Source organism: Spirillospora sp. NPDC047279, assembly GCF_040643285.1.
Classification (GTDB): domain Bacteria; phylum Actinomycetota; class Actinomycetes; order Streptosporangiales; family Streptosporangiaceae; genus Spirillospora.
The window spans coordinates 608755-624464 of the sequence record NZ_JBEYUA010000004.1 but is presented as its reverse complement, the minus strand read 5'-3'; the positions used below and the strand labels follow the sequence as shown (position 1 = coordinate 624464).

The window sequence follows — 15710 nt, the reverse complement described above, 5'->3', positions numbered from 1 at the left end:
CCGCCTCCTCGGCTGAAGTCCTTGGTTGGGGGCTTCGAACGAGGCGGCGCGCGCTTCGTTGAGCGCGCCGACCGTCAGCTCGTGCGGGTCAGGACGACAGGCCGGCGGCCCACGGGTAGGTCTTCAGGTAGGGGTCGGGCTTGATCGGCTCGTCCGACGCCCAGACCTCCTTGATGAGGCCGTCCGGCTGGATGACGCCGATGCGGGCGGTCTTGTAGACGTGCTGGTTGGAGCCGTCGACGGTGACCTTGCCCTCGGGCAGGTCCAGCGACAGCCCGGCCGCGGCGGCCTTGACCTTGGCGACGTCGGTGGAGCCGGCCTTCTCGACGGCCTTGGCCCACAGGTGGACGGCGTTGTAGCCGGCCTCCATCGGGTCGGAGGTGACGGCGCCCTTGTGCTTGGCCTGGAAGGCCTTCACGAAGGTCTCGTTCACCGCGCCCTTGGTGGTCTGGTAGTAGTTCCAGGCCACGGGCTGCCCGACGATGTTGGCGATGCCGATGCCCTTGACCTCTTCCTCGGCGATGCTGACCGACATCACCGGCATCTTCTCGGCGTCGCCGAGACCGGCGCTCTTCAACTGCTTGAAGAACGCGACATTGCTGTCACCGTTGAGCGTATTGAAGACCGCGTCCGGCTTGGCTTCGGCGATCTTATTGACGAGAGTGCTGTATTCGGTGTGGCCGAGCGGGGTGTACTCCTCACCCAGGACCTGCATTCCGTTGGCCTTCGCGTAGGCCTTGATGATTTTGTTGGCCGTGCGCGGGAAAACGTAGTCGCTGCCGACCAGGAAGACCTTCTTCTTGCCCTTTTCCTTGTTGAGGTAGTCGAGGCCCGGAACGATCTGCTGGTTGGTGGTCGCGCCGGTGTAGAAGATGTAGGGCGAGCTTTCCAGGCCCTCGTACTGCACCGGGTACCAGAGGAGCGCCTTGTTGCGCTCGAACACCGGCAGCATCGCCTTGCGGCTCGCGGACGTCCAGCCGCCGAAGACCGTCGCGACCTTGTCCTTCTTGATGAGCTTCTGGGCCTTCTGGGCGAACGTGGGCCAGTCGGAGGCGCCGTCCTCGACGACCGGTTCGATCTTCTTGCCGAGCACCCCGCCCTTGGCGTTGATCTCCTCGATGGCCATCGTCTCGGAGTTCTTGACGGTGACCTCGCTGATGGCCATCGTGCCGCTGAGAGAATGCAGGATTCCGACCTTGATGGTGTTGCCGGAACTCCCCGACCCGGACGAGTTCTCCGTCGATTCTCCGCCGCACGCCGTCAGCAGTGCGGCCGGCAATACGGCCGCCGCGACCAGGGGACGCACGAATGATTTGCGCAACTATCGACTCCTCACAGAACGGGCCCCGTGGCTTCGTTGTCTGTGACAAGTCTCCGGAATGAGATTTCCGCGCAAGATCCTTCGTGTTACAGATGATTTACGAAGATCTCACTGGTACGTCCCGATCGTGGTGATATCGCCGCGCGTCAGCGGACGAGCACGGAGAGACAGGTGACGCAGCCCTCCAGGGCCTCGAACTCGCCGATGTCGACCGTGGTCACCCGCAGTCCGTCCGCCGCCAGCCGGTCGGCGGTGCGCGGCGCCGAGGCCGAGAGCATGACGTGGTCGGGCCCCAGCACGACGACGTGGGCGCCGGCGGGCTCGGGCGCCACCCGCACGCCGGGCAGGACGGAGGTGTCGAGCCGCTCCGGCACGCCGATCAGCGTGCCGTCCGGCAGCGCGGTCATCGCGCTCTTGAGGTGCAGGCAGCCGCTGATCCCGACCGGCACCACCCGCCGGCCGCCCAGCAGGTGGGCGAGCTGGCAGATGCCCTCCTCGTTGGTCCGGCCGCTCCGCCCCACGTAGACGGTGTCGCCGGCCTGCAGAACGTCGCCGCCGTCGAGGGTGCCGGGCCCCTTGATCCGTTCGATCCGCAGGCCCAGCTCGCGGACCGCCCGCTCGGCCGCGGCGGCCTCGCCGCGCCGCCGCGGGGCGCCGGACCGGCCGATCACCGCCAGATCGCCGCAGACGACCACGGCGTCCTCGACGAACACCCCGTCGGGGAACTCGTCGCCGGCCAGGGCGCGCACCCGCCAGCCCGCCGCGCGCAGCGCCGCGACGTAGGCGCCGTGCTGGCGCGCCGCCCGCGCGACGTCCACGGGACGGCGCTCGATGTGGGTGACGATCCCCTCCGCCAGCCGCGGGCCCGGTGTGCGCACCAGGGCGGTGCCCGTGCCGGCGAGCGGCACCCCGGACCGCCCCGGCAGCGGGATCACCGTGCCGCGCCCTCGGTCGTCACGATGACGCCGAGCGCGTGCGCGCGCGACATGCCGAGCAGGTGGGCGATGTGGTGCATGGTCTGCCGCTCGCCCTCGGTCAGCGGCCCGTCGGCCAGCCCGACCCGCACGGCCTGCGACAGGAACCACTCCTTGGCCTCGACCGCGAGCTGTGCGCCCGCGCGGGCCACCTCTTCCTGGAGGAACTCGGGGCGGAGCCGGAGGTCGGCCTCCACGTCGTTCTCGCCGAAGGTCATCTCGCCGTACCCGCGCACGGCCTCGATGACCCGGCCGCGGGCGGCCCCGTCGGACGGGTCGCCGGCCCGCAGCACCAGCGACGCCGCGGCCCGCATGCCCGCCGGGAGGGCGGCGGCCATCTGCACGGCGGTCGGGGCGCCCAGCACCGCGACGTCGAACCTGGTCTTGCAGGTGCGGCACTCGACGACCTCGCCGACTCCGGTCAGCGGGATCACGGGCAGGAAGAACAGCGTGAACCACCGTCGCCCGTTCCGCCGCCGGTAGGCACGGTCCCCGCCGCACTGCGGACAGTGGAAGGTCCCCTCGCCAACCGTACGGAAGAACACCGACAGGCCGAAAATAAGCAACACCGGGGGGCTCCTCCCATTACGGACCCTTCCAAAGTACCGATCCTCTCAAGATGAGGGAGCCGACCCGCCGAGTTCGCCGCGCCGGAACGGGATCATCGGGGGCGTGACCTTTACGCTGGGTCCATGAGTGGTGACCTGGGCCCGCGGTCGCGGCCGGACTTCCTGCCACCGGCCGACGGCTACCCGCCGCCCGTTCACCCTGAGGAACCGCCCGCCACGCCCGCCCCGGCCCCCGCGCCCCAGCCCGCCTCCCGGGCCGGGACCTGGTGGAACATCCTGGTGATCTGCGCCGGCTCGGTCCTCATGGTCGCCGCGTTCCTCCCCTGGGCCCGCGCCCGCGTGGTCGTGGACGCCTTCGGCCAGACCCTCACCCACGACCTCGGCGAGGCCGCGGGCATCGAGTCCGACAGCATGGTGCTGGCGGTCCCGATCCTCGCCGTCACCGCGATGGCCATGGCGTTCTGGGGCCTGGCCGCCCGCGACACCCGCATCTCCGCGCTCACCGCCGTGCCCGCCGCCCTCGCCCTGCTGGTCTGCACCCTGTTCCTGCTGCGCCTGGACGACGCCACCGCCGAGCTCCCCGGCGGTGAGTCGACCCTCCTGCCCTACGACATCACCCCGGCCTACGGCTGGTACATGGCGGTCGCGTCGGCCCTGCTCGTCCTCGGCTTCAGCCTCGTCCGCCCCCTGGTAGGCCGCCGCCGCGCACCCGAGCCCGCCCAGCACCCCCAGCCCTGGCAGGGCCGGCCCCAGCCCGGATGGAACGCGCAGCCCTGGGACCCCCAGCAACCCGCCTACCCCCAACCCGAGCAGGCACCCGAGCAGGCACCCGAGCAGGCACCCGAGCAGGCATGGTCTCAGCCCCGAACCGACCATCCCCAGCCCGGCTGGGCCCCAGTAGACCCCGCCCAAGCCCAACCCGGCCCGGTCCCAGCCCAGCCGGCCGCCTCAGCCCAGCCCCAACCCGACCCGGCGCAGGCTCAGCCCGACCCGGCGCAGGACCAGCCCGACCCGGCGCAGGACCAGCCCACCCCGGCGCAGGACCTGGACGCCCCTGGGCCCAAGCCCGCACGCGAGCGCGAAAACGGGTCGTGAAGCGAGCCGAAGGCGAAGCTTCACGAGAGATCGCGAAGCGATGACGCGCTCGCACGCTTCGCGGTTCGGTGGACGAGCCGCCAGGCTCGCCGCCGAGGCCGCTGAGGAATGAATTCAGTCAAAGCCCAGGCGGCGGAGCTGCTTGGGGTCTCGCTGCCAGTCTTTGAGGACGCTGACGCGCAGGTCGAGGTAGACCTTGGTGCCCAGGAGGGCCTCGATCTGCTTGCGGGCCTGGGAGCCGACCTCGCGGAGGCGGCTGCCCTTGTGGCCGATGATGATGCCCTTCTGGCTGGGCCGTTCGACGTAGAGGTGGGCGTAGACGTCCATGAAGTCGTCGCGGCCCTCGCGCGGCGCCATCTCGTCGACGACGACGGCGATCGAGTGCGGCAGCTCGTCGCGGACGCCCTCCAGCGCGGCTTCACGGATCAGCTCGGCGACCAGGATCTGCTCGGGCTCGTCGGTGAGGTCGCCCTCGGGGTAGAGCGGCATGCCCTCCGGCAGGTGCTGGATCAGCAGGTCGCCGACGAGGTCGACCTGGAAGCCGTCGGTGGCCGAGCAGGGCACGATGTCGGCGAAGTCGCCGAGCTCCCCGACGGCGAGCAGCTGCCGGGCGACCTGCTCCTGCGAGGCGAGGTCGGTCTTGGTCACGATCGCCACGATCGGGGTCTTCTTGACGCCGGCGAGCTCGCGGGCGATGTATTTGTCGCCGGGGCCGATCTTCTCGTCGGCGGGGACGCAGAAGCCGATCGCGTCGACCTCGGTGAGGGTCGACCGGACCAGGCTGTCGAGGCGTTCGCCCAGGAGGGTGCGCGGCTTGTGCAGGCCGGGCGTGTCGACGACGATCAGCTGGGCGTCCGGGCGGTGCACGATGCCGCGGATGGCGCGGCGGGTGGTCTGCGGACGGTTGCTGGTGATCGCGACCTTGGTGCCGACGAGGGCGTTCATCAGGGTCGACTTGCCGACGTTCGGCCGCCCGATGAAGCAAGCGAAGCCGGAGCGGAATCCTTCGTTCGTCGTCACGTGGTCAATTGTCGCCTACCCGCGGCGCGGATCGGCCCCGACCTGGCCGGTCGGCGACGTGATCCCCGCCTGGGAGGCCCGGGTCAGGCGGCGGGATGGCCCAGGCGGGCGAGGGATTCGTGGGCCGCCGCGACCCAGTGGGCGGCCCCGATCCGGGCGGCGACCTCGGCGGCGCGGCGATAGTGGCCGACGGCCTGGTCCGGGCGCCCCAGGTGGACGGCGAGGTCGCCGAGGATCTGGCCGACCGGCCCGATGCTGGCCACGGCGGAGGAGCCGCCGGTCACGCGGCCTTCGTACGGCAGCAGCGCCGCGTGCGCCTCGGCGGCCGTCTCCGGGTCGTCCAGCGCGATCGCCCGCACCCCGCGCAGCGCCATCACCAGGTCGAAGAAGAAGTCGGGCCGTACCGGTCCGGCGTCCGCGGCGACGCGGCGCGCGGTCTCCTCGTCGCCGGCGGCGACCAGGGCCACGGCGTAGAAGTCGGCGGTCGCGCCCACGTGCGGCCACTGCTCCCAGAGCCAGCGGGCGGGCTCGACCAGTTCGCCGACCCGGCCCTGGACGAGCCGGATGCAGAAGATCCCGACCAGCTCCATGCCGCGCTCGCTGCCCCAGATGCCGGTACGGCCGATCGCCTGCCCGACCTCGGCGTAGGCGCGTTCGGCGGCCTCGACGCGGGCCCGGAAGACGTTCTCGATGCCGTGGTACCAGCTGGCGATCAACGACAGCAGTGACAGGCCGTACCCGTCGGCGAGCCGCCGCCCCTCCTCCAGGTGGGCGCGGGCGGCCACCAGGTCGAGGGCGTCGACCGACGCCGCCTGGAGCTGGAGGTGGCCGAGGACCTGGTAGAGCCCCATGTCGTGGGCGGTGGCGATCTCCAGGATCTCGGTGGCGATCGCGTGCCGCTCGGCCAGGTCGTCCGCCGACCGGAAGGCGTTGAGGAAGCGGCCGTTCAGCGCCACCGCGGCCAGGCCGGGGCGGCCGAGCGCGCGGGCCCGCCGCACCGCCTCGTGGGACGCCTCCGACCCGCGCGGGTCCGGGTCGCCCTCCAGTTCGATGGCGATCGAGGTGAGCAGCCTGACGCGGAGCTCCTCCTCGTCGTCCCCCAGCCGGGCGAGGGCGTGCTCGCCCGCCTCGACGGCCCCGAGGTCGGCCGTCCCGTAGATGTGGCTGGTCCAGAGCGTCGGCACGTCGTAGCTCACGATGACCCTGGCCAGCAGCCGGACGTCGCCGAACGCGCGGGCCTCGGCGATCGCGCGCCGCCGCCGTTCGCGCGCCGCCACGACCCGTCCGGACAGGGCGGACGCGTGGATCGCGGCGATCTCGGTCTCCAGCAGTTCGCGGACGGCCTCCGGGCGTTCCGCGCGCAGGTGGTCGGCCGCGCGGACGAGCAGCCCGGCGGCGGTCCCGTGCGCGAAGCGGGCGGTGGCGGCGTCGGCGGCGAGCCGCGCGTAGCGCACCGCCTTGGCGGGGTCGTCGCCCGCGGCCAGGTAGTGGTGGGCGAGCGCGGCGGTCTCGCCCGGGCGCCGCCGTTCGAGCGCCACGGCCACCCGGCCGTGCAGGCGGGTGCGGCGGATGCGCGACAGGCCGTCGTAGAGCGTGTCGCGGACGAGCGCGTGCCCGAACCGGATGCGGCCCGCGGCGGGTTCGACGATCAGCCCGGCGGCCGTCCCGGCCTCGACGGCGTCGATCACCGCGTCCTCGTCGCCGCCGGACACGTCGGTGAGGACGGCCAGGTCGGCCTCCATGCCGACGACGGCGGCGTTGCGCAGGACGGCCAGGCTGGGCTCGGGCAGCGCGGCGAGGCGGCGGCGCAGCACGTCGCCGACCCCGGCGGGCACGCCGCTGAACGCCGCGGCGACGCCCTCGGCGTCGAGCAGCCGGGCGGTCTCGCGGGTGAAGAACGGGTTGCCGCCGGTACGTTCGGCGATCCCGGCCAGGTCGGCGGCGGCGACCTCGGCGGCGCAGATCGACCGGACCAGCCGCGCCACCTCGCCGGGCCCCAGCCCGGCCAGCTCGAGCCGCAGCGGCTCGGCGCGGGCGAGGGTGGCGAGGGCGCCGGCGAGCCGTTCGGAGATCTCGGTCTGGCGGAACGTACAAACGATCATCACCGGGCGCCCGCGCAGCCCGCCGGGCAGGCGGCCCAGGATGGCGAGGGTCTCGTCGTCGGCCCAGTGCAGGTCGTCCAGGACGAGCAGCAGCGGCGCCCGCGCGGCGAGCCTGGCCGCGTACTCCCCCACGGCCAGGTGCAGCCGGAAGCGGCCGGTGGTGGCGTCGGCGGCCGGATCGGCGTCCGGCGGCACGGCGTCGAGCAGCGGGCCGAGGGCCGTGGCGAGGTCGCCGTCGGGCGGGCGCGCGGCGGCGAGGTCGCGGAGCAGCTCGGCCCAGGGCCAGGCCGCCGGTGCGCCGCCGGTCTCCGGGGCCCTCCCCCAGGCGGTCGTCCAGCCCTCGGCGGCGAGCGTCGCGGCCAGCCGTTCGACGAGCGCGGTCTTGCCCATGCCTGCGTCGCCGCTGACCAGGACGACCGTGCAGTGCCCGGACGCGGCGTCGCGGGCCCCGGCGGCCAGCCGCGCCAGCTCGGCCGCGCGTCCGACGAACGGCGGGCCGGCGGCGGCACCGGCCTCGGGCTCCCGGACGACGCGCAGCACACGTTGCGGCGCCGGGGGCTGTGCCGGGCTCGGCAGGAGGCGAGGCGCCGGGCTCGCGGGAGGCGGGTCCAGCTCGGGGGCCTGGGCCAGGATGCCGGCCTCCAGGCGCCGCAGGGCCGGGCCGGGGTCGACGCCCAGTTCGTCAGCCAGGGTCGTGCGGGCCCGGCGCAGCGCGCCCAGCGCGTCCCCCTGGCGTCCCACCCGGTAGAGGGCCAGCGCCAGCAGCCGCCACGCCTCCTCGCGGAGCGGGTGGGCGGCGGCGTGCGCCTCCAGGCCGGGCACCGCCTCGGAGGCGGCGCCGAGCCCGAGCATGGCCTCGGCGCGGCGTTCGACGGCGATCCGGTGCCGTTCGTCCAGCCGCCCGGCCTCGGCGATGGCCCACGGCAGGTCGGCGAACTCGGCGTAAGCGGGGCCGCGCCACTGCGTCAGGGCCTCCTCCGCGCGTTCCCTGGCCGCCGCCGGGTCGTTGCCCGCGAGCAGGTCGCCGGCCGCGCCGACGAGCTCGTCGAACCGCCAGGCGTCCACGCCGTCGACGGGCAGCCGCAGCGCGTAGCCGGGCGGCGAGGTGACCAGCACCCCGGCGGGCGTGCGCGGCGGCCGGCCGGGTTCGAGCGCGCGCCGCAGATGGGAGACGAACGACTGGAGCCCGGCCGAGGCGCGGGGCGGGGCCTCGCCGGGCCACAACTCCTCGATCAGGCGGTCGGCCGGGACCATCTGGCCCTGCGCCGCCACCAGGCGCGCCAGGACCGAGCGCTGCCGCGGGCCGCCGAGATCCGTCGGGGTGCCGTCGACCGACGCCTCGAACGGGCCCAGCACCCGGATCGCCGCCCCCGTCGCGCCTCCCGCCATGTAGGGAAGCCTAAACCGCCCCTCGCCGGAGGCTCGGGGCGGTCTGGGTGAAGCGGCGGCGGCGACCGGCGGGCGGTCAGACCTTGACGGGCTCCCGGGGCGGCCCGGCGGCCGTGGCGCCGTCGTGGCCGTGCATGTCGATCCGCGGGATGATCCTGGCCAGCGGCCGTGGCAGCCACCAGTTGGCCTTGCCGAGCAGGGCCATGGTCGCCGGGACGAGCACCAGCCGGACGACCGTGGCGTCCAGCGCGACCGCCACCGCCAGGCCCACGCCCATCTGCTTGATCACCAGGCCCGGGTCGAGCGCGAAGCCGAGGAACACCGCGACCATGATCAGCGCCGCGCTGGTGATCACCCGGCCGGTGGCCGCCAGGCCCGTCGCCACCGAGCCGCGCGCGTCGCCGGTCCGCAACCATTCCTCCCGGACCCTCGACAGCAGGAACACCTCGTAGTCCATGGACACCCCGAAGAGCACCGCGAACATCAGCAGCAGGATGAAGCTGGAGACCGGCACGCTGTGCGGCAGCCCCAGCAGCTCGGCGCCCCAGCCCCACTGGAACACCGCGACCAGCACCCCGTACGCCGCCCCGATCGACAGCAGGTTCATCGCGGCCGCCTTCAACGGCGCCAGCAACGACCTGAAGACGATCATCAGTAGGACGGACGAGGTCGCGATGACCACGCCGATGACCGGCCAGAGCCGTTCCGCCAGCACCCGGGTGAGATCGACGTAGACGGCGGTGTAGCCGGTGACCTCGACGCCGTCGGGCAGCGCGTCCGCCCTGATGCGGTCGACCAGGCCGGTGACCCGCTCGTCCTGCGGCCCGTACCCGGGCGTGACCATGACCACGGCGGCGCTGCGGTCCGGCGCGTACTGCGGCGGCGCCACCGCCACCACGCCCTCGGTTCCGCGCAGCGCGGCGTCCATCGCGGGCAGCGCGGCCGGGCTCACCTTCGTCAGGTCGGCGGTCACCAGCAGCGGCGCGTTCACCCCCGGCCCGTACGACTCGGCGACCAGGTCGTACGCGCGCCGCACCGTGTTGGACGTCGGCTCGCTGCTGGCGTCGCTGGGCCAGGTCCGCATGCCGAGGGCGGGCGCGGCCAGGGCGAGCATCAGGACGAGCCCGGCCAGCAGCCACGCCCACGGGCGGCGGGCCACGTGGTCGGCCCAGCGCCGGACGCGCGGCGACTCGATCTGGAGCGTCGCGCCCTCGGCCCGGTCACGGCGGCGCAGGACGCGGCGCCCGGCCAGCCCCAGCACGGCCGGCAGCAGCGTCACCGCGCTCGCGACGGTCGCCGCGACCACCAGGCCGGTGGCGAAGCCCATCGTGATGAACACCGGCATCCGCGACAACACCAGCCCGCACAGGGCCAGCAGCACCGTGAAGCCGGCGAAGATCACCGACTGGCCGGCGGTCGCGGTGGCGCGCCCGACCGACTCGGGCACGTCCAGCCCCTCGGCCAGGCCCTCCCGATGCCGCGTCAGGATGAACAGCGCGTAGTCGATGCCCACGCCGAGCCCGACCATCACCGCCAGCGTGGGCGCGGTGTTGGCGACGTCGGTGAACGCCGCCAGGATCGTGATCCCCGAGACGCCGGCGCCGAGGCCCGTCAGGGCGACCGCCAGCGGCAGTCCCGCCGCGACCACCGAGCCGAACGCCAGGAGCAGGATCACCAGGGCGGCCACGACGCCGACCGCCTCGGCCACTCCCCCGGGCGCCGTGACGTTCTCGGGCACCTGCCCGCCGAACTCCACCTGGTACCCGGCCGAGGTGAGCCCCCCGGTCGCGTCCTCCAGGTGGCCGAGGGTCTCCTTGGGCGTCAGGTCGGTGACCGGCACGTCGTAGCGCACCGTGAGCAGCGTCGTCGTGCCGTCCTTGCTGGGCGGGGCCGCCTCGACGCCGGTGACGTGCGGGAGCGTCCGCAGCCGCTCCGTCGCCCGCGCCACGGCGGCCTGGTCGACCGCCCCCTTCTCGGCGTGGACGACGACCCGGGCGTCCGCCCCCGCCACCGCGGGGAAACGTTCCCTCAGCAGGTCCGTCGCCTGCTGCGACCCCGTCCCTGCCAGCGTGTAGTCGTCGTGCAGGGCACCGCCCGCGACGCCGGAGACCCCGGCCACGGCGCCGACGAGCAGCACCCAGGCCACGATGAACCGCCAGGGCCGCAACGCCGCGGCCTTCCCCAGGCGGTAGAGCAGACGAGACATCGTTCCCTCGCAAGAGCGTGATCCGTTGAGGTCACGAGCATCACCCGGGGTTCTTGCCGCCCACTTGCCGCCGACTTGCGGCCCCGGTCGCCACCGGTCGGCGGCCGCCCGCGGGCGTTCGCGGGCCACGTCCTAGGCTGGGACCGTGAGCGACATCGGTGCCGAGGACCAAAAGATCATCACGCTGGCGCGGGCGGCCCGGGCGCGGACCGGCGCGGCCGAGGGCGCGGCGGTGCGCGACGAGACCGGCCGGACCTACTCGGCCACCAGCGTCGCCCTGCCGAACCTGACGCTGACCGCCCTCCAGGTGGCGGTCGCCATGGCCGTCTCCAGCGGCGCCGAGGACCTCGAGGCCGCCGCCCTGGTCACCGCGGCCGGCACCGCCGACGCGTCCGACGTCGCCGCCGTCCGGGACCTGGGCGCCAAGGCCCCGGTCTTCGTGGCGGCCCCCGACGGCACCCTCCGCACGACCGTCGCGTAGACCTGCGTCGTCCGGCCGTCCCGCGGATCCGCGTCCGGCCGTCGCGGCACGCGGCGTACGGCGGGCTAGGGAACGTCCGGCGGCGCGGGGGTGGTCAGCGGGATCCTGCCCGCGTGCACGGCCCGCAGCTTCTTGATCGCCTTGACGGCGATGCGCTCGGTGGTCCTGGGCCCCGACGCCGCGCTGTACGAGCCGGGCGCGGCGACCACCAGCAGGTCGTCGCCGACCGCCGCCATGACCACCTCCAGGGAGATGTCCTTGTTGGCGTAGCGCACGGCCAGCGCGTCCTTGAGCGCCCTGGGCTTGCGGGTCGTGTCGCGGCGCAGGCGGATGTCGCCGTCACCGGACTCGACCACGATCTTCGGGCAGCGGACGACCGCCTTGCGCGCCGCCACCACGTGCTCGGCGGCGAGGCCGGCCGGCAGCCGCAGGACGTGCTGCGCCAGGCTGGCGACCGGGCTGGCGCGGTAGAACGCCGCGTGCGCCTCGGGCGCCCGTCCGGCGCCGGTGATGTCGCGCGCGCCCTCGACGTCGGCGAGCCTGAGCAGGCGCGCGCAGTCGGGATCGGCGGGCTCCATGCCCTCGAACACCCGCTGGTTCTCCGCGGGCGCGTAGCCCGCGGCCACCTCGGTGCCGGACAGGACCGCGGCCGACAGGCTGGCCTCCGGTGCCACGGCCGTGGGCGGCGGCGCCGCCTCGGCCCCGCAACCGGCGATGCCCACGGTGACGAGCACGGTGACGAGCACGGCCCCGCAAACGATGCGCAACATGAGATCCCCCCGACCTCTCAGCGCATGATCGTTCCCAGCGGGGGTGAGACTAACCCTGAAGTGCGGTTTGTCGCGATCTGTTACGACTCGTCAGTGTCGAGTGAGACATCGGAGACCCGCCGGACGAGGACCGTGCCGATGCGGTTGCGCCGCCCGGCGATGCTCTCGGCGGTCAGCGCCAGCCCGGCGACCCCCGCCGTCGAGCCCTCGATCGGCACCCGGCCCAGCGCGTGCGCCAGCAGCCCGCCGACCGTCTCGACCTCCTCCACGTCGATCTCGACGTCGAAGAGCTCGGCCAGGTCCTCCACGGGCAGCCGGGCGGTCACCCGGGCGCTGCGCTTGTCGTCGTCCAGCCAGTCCACCGGGGGCGCCTCGACGTCGTACTCGTCGGCGATCTCCCCCACGATCTCCTCGAGGATGTCCTCGATGGTGACCAGGCCCGCGGTGCCGCCGTACTCGTCGATGACGATGGCTACGTGCGTCTGCCGCGCCTGCATCTCGCGCAGCAGCTCGTCGATCGGCTTGCTGTCGGGCACGTACGTCGCGGGCCGCATCACCGACTCGACCTTCTCGACCGACTCGCCCTCGCGGTGCTCGTGGCTGCGCCGGACGATGTCCTTGAGGTAGGCGATGCCCACCACGTCGTCCTCGTTCTCGCCGACCACCGGGATCCGCGAGAAACCGCTGCGCAGCGCCAGTGACATGGCCTGCCGCAACGTCTTGCCGCGCTCGATGAACACGATGTCGGTGCGCGGCACCATGACCTCGCGCACCAGCGTGTCGCCCAGCTCGAACACCGAGTGGATCATCTCGCGCTCGTCCGGCTCGATCAGGCTGCGCTGCTCGGCCAGGTCGACGAGGTCGCGCAGCTCGGCCTCGGTGGCGAACGGCCCCTCCCGGAACCCCCGCCCCGGCGTCAGCGCGTTGCCCAGCAGGATGAGCAGCTTGGGCAGCGGCCCGAACACCCTGGTCACCGGGTGCATGACCGCGGCCCCGGCCAGCGCGATGTGGTCGGCGTGCTGCAACCCCAGCGTCCGCGGGCCGACGCCCACCACCACGTAGCTGACCACGATCATGATCGCGGCGGCGGTGACGTACGCGCGCCACGTCTCGTCCAGCCACGAGATGCACAGATCGGCCACGATCACCGTCGCCACCAGCTCGCAGCTGATCCGCAGCAGCAGGACCATGTTGAGGTAGCGGGCCGGGTCGGCGACCACCTGGGCGAGCCGCTCGGCGCCGCGCCGGCCCTCCCGGACCAGCTCCTCGACGCGTACGCGCGACACCCGCGCCAGCGCCGCCTCGGTGCCGGCGAACAGCCCTGCCAGGATCACCAGGCCCACCGCGAGGGTGAGCAGCCAGCCGATCTGTGCGCTCATCGCCTAACCGGCCGCCCTGAGGGCGGCGGGCTCCGCTCCGGTCATGACTGCGGTTTCTCCCGCCAGGACGTGAGCAGCTCGGCCTGCAGACCGAACATCTCCTTGTGCTCCTCGGGCTCGGCGTGGTCGTACCCCAGCAGGTGCAGGATCCCATGCGTGCACAGGAGCTCCAGCTCCGCCTGGGTGCCGTGGCCCGCGTCCGCGCCCTGCCGTTCGGCGACCGCCGGGCAGAGCACGACGTCGCCGAGCAGCCCGGGGTCGGCCTCCTCGTCCTCGGTCCCGCCCGACATCGGCCCCGGCCGCAGCTCGTCCATGGGGAAGGCCAGCACGTCGGTCGGCCCGGGCTCCCCCATCCACTTCTCGTGCAGCTCGCTCATCGCCGCCTCGTCCACGAGCAGCAGCGACAGCTCCGCCAGCGGATGCACCCGCATCCCGTCCAGCACGTGCCGGGCCAGATCGACGAGATCGTTCTCGTCGACCGGGACTCCGGACTCGTTCAACACCTCGATGCTCATCAGATTCCTGTTCCGTGGACGGCCGGGCCCGTCCCCCAGGGGCCATCCGGCCCGGCGCGGCCCCGATCCGTGCGGCGCCGCGCGGCGGTCCCGAACCGCGCACCCACCCTACCGAGATACCCCCGCGGGAAACGGCGAGGCCCGGCCACGGATCGTGGCCGGGCCGTTCGACGTGTCACCAGCTCGGCGTGCCATCAGCGGCGCCCCGCGGGCCGGGCTCGGGTCAGCGGCGCTTGCGCGACTGGCCGCGCTTGATGTCGGAGACCCGCTCCTTGTCGTTCTGCCGGGCCGCGTCGAAGCGGCCGTAGGCCTCGACGATGTCGGTCACGAGCTTGTGGCGCACGACGTCGTGGCTGTTGAGGCGGCAGAAGTGGATGTCGCCGATGCCGTCCAGGATGCCCTGGACGACCTGGAGGCCGCTCTCCTGCCCGTTGGGCAGGTCGACCTGCGTGACGTCACCGGTCACCACCACCTTGGAGCCGAACCCCAGGCGGGTCAGGAACATCTTCATCTGCTCGGGCGAGGTGTTCTGCGCCTCGTCGAGAATGATGAACGAGTCGTTGAGCGTCCTTCCACGCATGTACGCCAGAGGGGCGACCTCGATCGTGCCGGCGGCCATCAGGCGCGGGATGGAGTCGGGGTCGACCATGTCGTGCAGGGCGTCGTAGAGCGGCCGCAGGTAAGGGTCGATCTTCTCGTAGAGCGTGCCGGGCAGGAAGCCCAGGCGCTCGCCCGCCTCGACGGCCGGGCGGGTGAGGATGATCCGGTTGACCTTCTTGTCCTGCAGCGCCTTGACCGCCTTGGCCATCGCCAGATAGGTCTTGCCGGTGCCCGCGGGCCCGATGCCGAAGACGACCGTGTGCTTGTCGATCGCGTCCACGTAGCGCTTCTGGTTGAGCGTCTTGGGCCGGATCGTGCGGCCCCGGCTGGACAGCACGTCGAGGGTGAGCACGTCGGCCGGGCGCTCGGGCGTCTCGTTGCGGAGCATGGCCAGGCTGCGCTCGACCGCGTCGGGCGTCAGCTGGGTGCCGCCCTTGAGCAGGTCGATGAGCTCCGCGAACAGCCGCGAGACCAGCTCGGTCTCGGGCTCGGCACCCGTGACGGTGATCTCGTTGCCGCGGACGTGGATGTCGCTGTGGAAAGCGCGCTCGATCACGTGGAGCAGCTCGTCCCGGGAGCCCAGCAGGCTCACCATGGAATGGTCGTCCGGCACCACGATCTTGATCTGGGATCGCTCGTCGCGTCCCGCGTGAGTTGATGGGGTCATCAGCCGGGCCTTGCGGCCTCTCCGACCTGCCTTCTGTCGGGTGTCCAGCGGTTGTCCCTATCCATGGTACTGGCCACCCCCGACATCACGCCGCTGGATTTACGCTCGCCGTCACCGCTGCTCGGCGCACGATTCGACGGCTCAGCCGGGCGGCCAGTTGAGGCCACGGCCGCCCAGGACGTGGGCGTGGACGTGGAACACCGTCTGGCCCGCCTGGGCCCCGGTGTTGAAGACGACGCGGTAGCCGGTGCCGTCGATGCCCTCGCCGGCGGCCACCTGCCCGGCCTCCCGCAGCAGCTCGGCCAGCAGCTCGGCGTCGGCGGCGGCCAGCGCGGCCACGTTGGGGTGGTGGTCGCGCGGGATCACCAGGACGTGGGTGGGCGCCTGCGGGTTGATGTCGCGGAACGCGACCGTCCGGTCACTCTCGCGTACGATCTTCGCGGGCACGTCACCCGAGACGATCTTGCAGAACAGGCAGTCCGTCACGCTGTCTCCTCCCGTCGGCGCCGGCCGCGGAAAATGTTACCGAGGCCGGTACCGGCGGATCCTACAGAGGGTTTTCGGCCCGTAGCCTGCGGACTCCCGCTCGGGGTAAGGTCTCGCTGATCAACCTGACGGTCGT

At 73.1% G+C, this 15710-nt stretch carries 13 protein-coding genes; 2 read left to right on the top strand and 11 right to left on the bottom strand.

Features of this window, described 5'->3' with window-relative positions:
• Positions 1 to 88: 88 nt before the first annotated feature.
• From urtA to ABZ810_RS13480, 3 genes are all read right to left on the bottom strand, one after another.
• Positions 89 to 1321: an urea ABC transporter substrate-binding protein gene (urtA, locus tag ABZ810_RS13490; protein ID WP_358402804.1), complete on the bottom strand. Its 1233-nt coding sequence runs from the start codon at positions 1319 to 1321 to the stop codon at positions 89 to 91.
• 146 nt (positions 1322 to 1467) lie between these two features.
• The gene (gene ddaH, locus ABZ810_RS13485; protein WP_358402803.1) at positions 1468 to 2256 is read right to left on the bottom strand and encodes a dimethylargininase; all 789 of its coding nucleotides are present in this window, start codon (positions 2254 to 2256) and stop codon (positions 1468 to 1470) included.
• Positions 2253 to 2864: a zinc-ribbon domain-containing protein gene (locus ABZ810_RS13480; RefSeq protein WP_358402802.1), complete on the bottom strand. Its 612-nt coding sequence runs from the start codon at positions 2862 to 2864 to the stop codon at positions 2253 to 2255. Before ABZ810_RS13480 ends, ddaH begins: the two co-directional genes overlap by 4 nt.
• A 123-nt stretch (positions 2865 to 2987) precedes the next feature.
• Between ABZ810_RS13480 and ABZ810_RS13475 the strand changes: the two genes are divergently transcribed.
• A complete protein-coding gene (locus tag ABZ810_RS13475) occupies positions 2988 to 3959 on the top strand; it encodes a hypothetical protein (protein ID WP_358402801.1) in 972 nt (323 codons plus the stop codon).
• 114 nt (positions 3960 to 4073) lie between these two features.
• Here the strand turns inward: ABZ810_RS13475 and era are convergent, their stop codons facing one another.
• The 3 genes from era to ABZ810_RS13460 form a co-directional block, all read right to left on the bottom strand.
• Positions 4074 to 4979, bottom strand: a complete 906-nt coding sequence (era, locus tag ABZ810_RS13470) for a GTPase Era (RefSeq protein WP_358402800.1) — start codon at positions 4977 to 4979, stop codon at positions 4074 to 4076.
• 83 nt (positions 4980 to 5062) lie between these two features.
• On the bottom strand, positions 5063 to 8470 hold the full coding sequence (locus ABZ810_RS13465) for a BTAD domain-containing putative transcriptional regulator (RefSeq protein WP_358402799.1): 3408 nt from the start codon (positions 8468 to 8470) through the stop codon (positions 5063 to 5065).
• Between the two features lie 76 nt (positions 8471 to 8546).
• The gene (locus ABZ810_RS13460) at positions 8547 to 10676 is read right to left on the bottom strand and encodes an MMPL family transporter (RefSeq protein ID WP_358402798.1); all 2130 of its coding nucleotides are present in this window, start codon (positions 10674 to 10676) and stop codon (positions 8547 to 8549) included.
• Positions 10677 to 10821: 145 nt separating this feature from the next.
• Here ABZ810_RS13460 and ABZ810_RS13455 point away from each other — a divergent pair, with 145 nt between their 5' ends.
• A complete protein-coding gene (locus tag ABZ810_RS13455; protein ID WP_358402797.1) occupies positions 10822 to 11157 on the top strand; it encodes a cytidine deaminase in 336 nt (111 codons plus the stop codon).
• Between the two features lie 65 nt (positions 11158 to 11222).
• Here the strand turns inward: ABZ810_RS13455 and ABZ810_RS13450 are convergent, their stop codons facing one another.
• The 5 genes from ABZ810_RS13450 to ABZ810_RS13430 form a co-directional block, all read right to left on the bottom strand.
• Positions 11223 to 11927: a hypothetical protein gene (locus tag ABZ810_RS13450; RefSeq protein ID WP_358402796.1), complete on the bottom strand. Its 705-nt coding sequence runs from the start codon at positions 11925 to 11927 to the stop codon at positions 11223 to 11225.
• Positions 11928 to 12007: 80 nt separating this feature from the next.
• Positions 12008 to 13306 (bottom strand): hemolysin family protein, encoded by a 1299-nt coding sequence (locus ABZ810_RS13445; RefSeq protein ID WP_358402795.1) that lies wholly within the window; start codon positions 13304 to 13306, stop codon positions 12008 to 12010.
• 41 nt (positions 13307 to 13347) lie between these two features.
• On the bottom strand, positions 13348 to 13821 hold the full coding sequence (ybeY, locus tag ABZ810_RS13440; RefSeq protein ID WP_358402794.1) for an rRNA maturation RNase YbeY: 474 nt from the start codon (positions 13819 to 13821) through the stop codon (positions 13348 to 13350).
• Positions 13822 to 14044: 223 nt separating this feature from the next.
• Positions 14045 to 15088 (bottom strand): PhoH family protein, encoded by a 1044-nt coding sequence (locus ABZ810_RS13435; protein ID WP_358402793.1) that lies wholly within the window; start codon positions 15086 to 15088, stop codon positions 14045 to 14047.
• 141 nt (positions 15089 to 15229) lie between these two features.
• Positions 15230 to 15574 (bottom strand): histidine triad nucleotide-binding protein, encoded by a 345-nt coding sequence (locus ABZ810_RS13430; protein WP_358402792.1) that lies wholly within the window; start codon positions 15572 to 15574, stop codon positions 15230 to 15232.
• Positions 15575 to 15710: the final 136 nt, after the last annotated feature.

Bases quoted from the DNA above. Each gene is read 5' to 3' on its own strand.
- ABZ810_RS13475 (WP_358402801.1), top strand. From the start codon at position 2,988: ATGAGTGGTGACCTGGGCCCGCGGTCGCGGCCGGACTTCCTGCCACCG.
- ABZ810_RS13465 (WP_358402799.1), bottom strand. From the start codon at position 8,470: ATGGCGGGAGGCGCGACGGGGGCGGCGATCCGGGTGCTGGGCCCGTTC.
- ABZ810_RS13460 (WP_358402798.1), bottom strand. From the start codon at position 10,676: ATGTCTCGTCTGCTCTACCGCCTGGGGAAGGCCGCGGCGTTGCGGCCC.
- ABZ810_RS13450 (WP_358402796.1), bottom strand. From the start codon at position 11,927: ATGTTGCGCATCGTTTGCGGGGCCGTGCTCGTCACCGTGCTCGTCACC.
- ABZ810_RS13445 (WP_358402795.1), bottom strand. From the start codon at position 13,306: ATGAGCGCACAGATCGGCTGGCTGCTCACCCTCGCGGTGGGCCTGGTG.
- ybeY (WP_358402794.1), bottom strand. From the start codon at position 13,821: ATGAGCATCGAGGTGTTGAACGAGTCCGGAGTCCCGGTCGACGAGAAC.
- ABZ810_RS13435 (WP_358402793.1), bottom strand. From the start codon at position 15,088: ATGACCCCATCAACTCACGCGGGACGCGACGAGCGATCCCAGATCAAG.